The 4789-nt window shown below is 69.4% G+C and carries 7 protein-coding genes; all 7 read right to left on the bottom strand.

Translation table 11 applies throughout. The annotated features are described in order from the left end of the window. Positions 1-416: 416 nt before the first annotated feature. Complete coding sequence (locus AB0K09_RS26205; RefSeq protein ID WP_366067853.1) at positions 417-893, bottom strand: NUDIX domain-containing protein; 477 nt, start codon at positions 891-893, stop codon at positions 417-419. A gap of 93 nt (positions 894-986) precedes the next feature. After that, positions 987-1310: a MazG nucleotide pyrophosphohydrolase domain-containing protein gene (locus AB0K09_RS26200; protein ID WP_366067852.1), complete on the bottom strand. Its 324-nt coding sequence runs from the start codon at positions 1308-1310 to the stop codon at positions 987-989. A 108-nt stretch (positions 1311-1418) separates the two neighbouring features. Then, positions 1419-2522, bottom strand: a complete 1104-nt coding sequence (locus AB0K09_RS26195; RefSeq protein WP_366067851.1) for an NUDIX hydrolase — start codon at positions 2520-2522, stop codon at positions 1419-1421. 50 nt (positions 2523-2572) lie between these two features. Then, positions 2573-2935: a hypothetical protein gene (locus AB0K09_RS26190; RefSeq protein WP_366067850.1), complete on the bottom strand. Its 363-nt coding sequence runs from the start codon at positions 2933-2935 to the stop codon at positions 2573-2575. Between the two features lie 48 nt (positions 2936-2983). Continuing rightward, positions 2984-3109, bottom strand: a complete 126-nt coding sequence (locus AB0K09_RS26185) for a hypothetical protein (RefSeq protein ID WP_366067849.1) — start codon at positions 3107-3109, stop codon at positions 2984-2986. Continuing rightward, a complete protein-coding gene (locus AB0K09_RS26180) occupies positions 3106-3498 on the bottom strand; it encodes an NUDIX domain-containing protein (RefSeq protein WP_366067848.1) in 393 nt (130 codons plus the stop codon). The genes AB0K09_RS26185 and AB0K09_RS26180 overlap by 4 nt, the downstream gene beginning before the upstream one ends. A 424-nt stretch (positions 3499-3922) precedes the next feature. Further along, the coding region (locus AB0K09_RS26175; protein WP_366067847.1) for a CAP domain-containing protein at positions 3923-4789 on the bottom strand (867 nt) is incomplete at its 5' end.

The following is a 4789-nucleotide window of genomic DNA, read 5'->3' as shown; positions in this document are numbered from 1 at the left end:
CAGGCGCCGGCCGCGTGCGGTGGCGAGCCAGGAGCCGATCTCCGCGACCTCGGTCGTCACGTGCGCGGGGATGTCCCCCAGGTGAGCCGGGGCGTGAGCTCGTCGTACCCGCCAGGCGGTCGGGCTCCCTCCCGATGGCGCGCGGCCAGATGTGGGCGTGCAGGTAGGGGTCCGCGTTGCCGGGAATACCTACGCCGCGGCGCTGCCTGGGAGCGACGAGGACCTTCCCCGGAAGGGTCGGCCACCGGTCGAGGAAAGCCACATGCCCACCGTCCTCAGCGACCACGTGGTGCTCGTAGTCCGGGTCCCCGGCCAGGAAGGCGCAGATGAAGCACGGCCCCCTCAGCGCGCGCTCGGTGTAGGCGTCCATGTCCATCGGCGTCCGCACAGGCGAGGGGCCGGGGCATGGGGCGGGCTCAGGCATAGGTGTCTCCCAGGTAGACCGCGCCCCGGTCCGGGCCGGCGGTCACGGCGTCGGTGATGACGGCCGGCAGACACGGCGGCAGCGTGCGCAGCGCGGGCAGTTTGCCGAGCGCGACCCACTCCACGCCGAGCTGTACGCAGTCCTGCGCCGGCCCGCCGAGCACAGCCGGCTCGTCGAGGAACCGGCAACGGAACATCGCGTCGACCCGGTGCCCGACACCGGACATCATCCGGTGCCCACCGGGGTGGTTGGCCTGGATGTACTCACGCAACACCACCAAGGCCTCAGCCTTCACGCGCACGCCGGTCTCCTCGAAAACCTCCCGTTCCGCACAGGCTGCCAGGGTCTCCCCGGCCTGCTGGCCGCCGCCGGGCAGCCACCACGTGTCCGGGCGCGGCCAGTCACCGTGCACCATCAGCACGTGCTGATCCCGCACGGCCAAGCCACTGGCCCCGCTGGCGCAGCTCACCCCGCCGGCCTGGGCGAGCGGGCCAGATGTGCCCAGTCGGTGATTCGCCCGGCGCGCCCTCAGTCGCTTCGTGATCTCGGTTCCGCGGAGGGCTCACGCAGGCTCTCCAGGGTCGGCCAACTGTGCTGAGACGGCCCCCTTCAGCTCCGCCATCGTGCGACGAAAGACCTCGGCCAGATCAACCTGATACAGGTGGGCGAGGATCAGCACCGACCACAGACAGTCGGCCAGCTCGTGCTCCAAGGCCGCGCGCCCACCCGCAGCTTCCCGCGCCCCTTCCTCAGCCATGATCAGCTTGGCCAGGTCGCCGATATCGCCCATGAAACCAAGCATGAACTCGTCCGTCCGCCAGACGCGGTGGTCGCGGCGATTCAGTGCGTCGTACAGGTCGCGTATCTCGAGCGCTTGCAGCTGCATGTCCGTAAGGTCCACTGCGGCTTCCCCCTCTTCTGCCGGGTGGCGTTCTGGCCGTTGAACCCGCGTGAGCCGTGCCCGGGCTGCGCGGCAGTGAGGCGGCGGTGTTCCTCATGGGCGGGCGGAGCCAGGGAATGACAGGTCGGTGAGTGGTTGCTGGGTGGGAACGGGCAGACCGAGGTCTTCTCGGGCGGCACGGACAGCAGCGAGCTGGGCGGCTGCCTCGTCGCCCCAGTCGAAGAGCTGTGCCACCTGCTCGGGGGTGGCCAGAAGCCGCGCGTAGCTCTGGCCGGTGGCCTCATCGCGGTGTGGCGGTTCCCAGTCGGTGATCCGGGCCGCGTAGCGGGCCCGGGCGCAGTACTGGTTGTCGGTGTCGTGGAGGTAGCCGAGGCAGAGCAGATCGCTGATGTGTACTCGTGCCACTTCCCAGGCCTCCCGCCGGAGGGTGCGTGCCGGGCTGCAGTGATCGGCCGGCTCGGCGGTGCCGCCGGGTAGGCAGGCGAGTCCGGTGTCTTGGCCGATCAGGACGAGGACCCGGCCGTCGTCGGCGAACAGCCAGCCCGAGGTCTGCCGGACCGGTAACTCGGCCGGCACCGGGCCGGTGTGCCAGGGCCAGAGTTGGGCCTTGCGCGGGGTGCGCAATATCTGGAGGTCGTCCAGGCGCGTCGGTGCGAGTGGGCGGCCGCCTTCGAGGATGGCGGGCCCGGTGTTGTTGATTCGCGCGCGGAGGGCGGCCAGGGCGCGCCGGGCGTCGCCGGGACTCATGTGGTGGGGGAGGAGCGCGGGTTCGAGGCGGCGAACGCCGGTGACTTCCCGTTCCGGCAGGCGGATCCGGGCGAAGTCGTCCTCGGACAGGGCGCCGCCGTCGAAGACATAGATGATCTCGCCGGGGAAACCCTTCGGGTATCCGGGCGCGTGGGGAGGCACCCAGTCGACGGCCAGGACACGGGAGAAGCAGCGGCTGAGGCCGAGTTCCTCGCGGACCTCGCGCGCGAGGGCCAGGGAGGGGGCTTCGCCGGCGTCCATGGCGCCGCCGGGGAGCAGGCAGACGGGCTTGTAGTCGACGTCCTGGACGACCGCGCGACCGCGGCTGTCGGTGAACAGCGCCGACACCCCGCTCCACAGCACGCTGCGGCCGGCCACGTACTGGGCATCGGTCATTCTGCCCGTCACCGGGCTGATGCTCTCGCCGGAGCCCTGGTTGCGCAGCGCCACGGGCGACATCCCTTCGTCCGGGTGGACAGCCTGTCCTCAGGGTGGTGGAGTCAGGGGCTGCGGGGAAGGGCGTGCAGGAGCGCGGCCGCGCCGCCGTGCAGGAGCTGCTCGGCAGCATGGCGCCCTGCCTCCTCCGGCAGCTGACCGAGGCCTTCGCCTTCCTTGAGGTAGGTGCAGCCGCCGTTGCGCAGCATGTCGACGGCAGTCGTCAGGACGCGTACTCGGAATGGCGGCAGCAGTGGTGCCCACTCCCGGAACGTGAGCATCTTCCATCGGTCATGCTCGTCCGACAGCTTCACCGGGACGCCGTCATCGACCAAGGGGCCCTGGAACAGCCCCCACACCTCTGCTACGCCCGCGGGGTTCATGGTCCAGTCCAGCGCCCGCAGCCACGGCTTCGCCGGCATGGACAAACCGGTCTCCTCGAAGACCTCACGTTCTTCGGGTGCGCGCTCACCGGATCACCGCCTCTCATTCCCGGGCGCCGGCAGTTCCAGGTAGGCAGGCACGCCGGACTGGCGGGCGCGCATGACGGCCGCGAGGCGTCGGTACTCCTGCGCCTCCATGGTCTCGGCCCACTCGCTCATCGACCGCACGGCGTACAGGTCGTGCTCGGCGGCGTCCAGGCGGATCGTGCGATCTCCTCAGCGGTGAGCCGGCCGCCGTCGAAGCAGAACCCGGCCTTGGCCACCGGCCACAGCCCTGGCCCTTGCCAGAAAACGGCCAGCAGCCGCGGCTGCCCGCCGAACTCGATGCCGGTCTCCTCCTTGCACTCACGAACGGCTGTCTCGAACGGCGACTCGCCTTCGATGTCGGTGTTGCCGCCGGGCCACTGCCAGATGCCGCGAGTGGCCGGTACCGAGCAGCGCGGCTGCAGCGGACGGTCCTCGGTGTCGGTGAAGAAGAAACACGCGTACTGCGCGTGCATCGGCAGCGTCTTCACGTACTGCTCGGGCGGTAACCACTGCGTCACCATGGTGCTTCCCCCCTGTGGTTCTCCCGGGTCGGCCAGCGGATGTCGGCGAGGTGGATGGCCTGGCGAAGGCAGGGCCGACGTCCGCCGCGCAGGACCTCGAGGGCGACGGCCAGGACCCGCGCCTGCCCCGGCGGAGCCATCGGCGCCCACCCCTCCGCAGTGAGTATGCGCCAGCCGTCATGCTCGTCCGACGGCTTCACCTGCACCATCAGAGCTGTACTCGCCGACGTGAACCACGGCGGCGGCACAGCCGAGAACGCGCGCGGCTCGCGAGCCGTTCACCCCGGGGAGGCTTCAGACGTGTGGTCAACGTGCCGTGCTCTCCATCGGATGCTGGTCGGGCGGATGCAATGGGACGATGTCGACCAGAGCTGACCATGGCGACCTCCGGGGCCGCCATGGTCGATGGTTTCGTGTACTGGGGTCAGTGCGCTCCGAACATCAAGGTGAATGTCGCAGCGCGGTTACCATATCGGTCAGTGTAGCGACCGGCACCCGGACCCGCATCCTTGACTGCAGAGTTGAGAATGGCGGCGCGATGCCCATTGCTGGCGTAGTTGTTCTCGGGGTTATGGTTCATCCACCAATAGACCGCGGCCTTAGGGGTGCCCCAGGTCCATCCAGCAGGCACGACATTCGCGCCGTCGCTCCGCCCGCCACCATTTTGAGTGTTCTCCCGCCCCACGGTGGGACCGTAGCCCGACTTGGCGAAGCGATCCTCCGGCCAGGCGTATCCCGCTCGGGAGTCCCAGTGGCTGCATACCAGCGGGGGGTTGTGCGGTGGGCAGGTTCGATCTGGGTTTGTCGCCCAGTTTTCGGAGTGCGCCCGCGCCTGGGCGGCGAGCTGACCGTTGTAGCAGAGCGCCGCCAGACCACGATGCGAACGCTCCACGTTCACGAGGTAGAGCAGCGCGTGCTCGGCGTTGACGACGTCGGCGCCCGTCTGGGGAACCGTGTCGGCATAGCCAGAGTATGGCTCTTCCGCTTTCTGGCAATCCGCAGCTCGAGGCGCGCCACTGTTGTTCCAGGATGCGGCGATGTCGGTTTTTCCGTCGCCGTTGAAGTCTCCTCCCAGCCACTGTGTGGAGTCGAGCCAGCCGCCCGCGTTGGTGGCCCAGTGGCTGCGCGTAAATCCCTTGCCGTTCGACAGGCTCACCGTCAGCGTGTTTGTGCCGCCGTTGTTCCAGATGGCTGCGATGTCGGTCTTTCTGTCGCCGTTGAAGTCGCCGCGAACCCATTTGGCTGCGTCGATCCAGCCGCCGTCGCGGTCGCTCCACTGCGTCCATCCCGG

This window comes from Streptomyces sp. NPDC049577 (assembly GCF_040675635.1).
Taxonomy (GTDB): domain Bacteria; phylum Actinomycetota; class Actinomycetes; order Streptomycetales; family Streptomycetaceae; genus Streptomyces.
Note: the sequence above shows the minus strand (reverse complement) of the source record. Positions and strands in the feature narration are given on the sequence as shown.

Bases quoted from the DNA above. Each gene is read 5' to 3' on its own strand.
- AB0K09_RS26185 (WP_366067849.1), bottom strand. From the start codon at position 3,109: ATGAGCGAGTGGGCCGAGACCATGGAGGCGCAGGAGTACCGACGCCTC.
- AB0K09_RS26180 (WP_366067848.1), bottom strand. From the start codon at position 3,498: ATGGTGACGCAGTGGTTACCGCCCGAGCAGTACGTGAAGACGCTGCCG.
- AB0K09_RS26200 (WP_366067852.1), bottom strand. From the start codon at position 1,310: ATGCAGCTGCAAGCGCTCGAGATACGCGACCTGTACGACGCACTGAAT.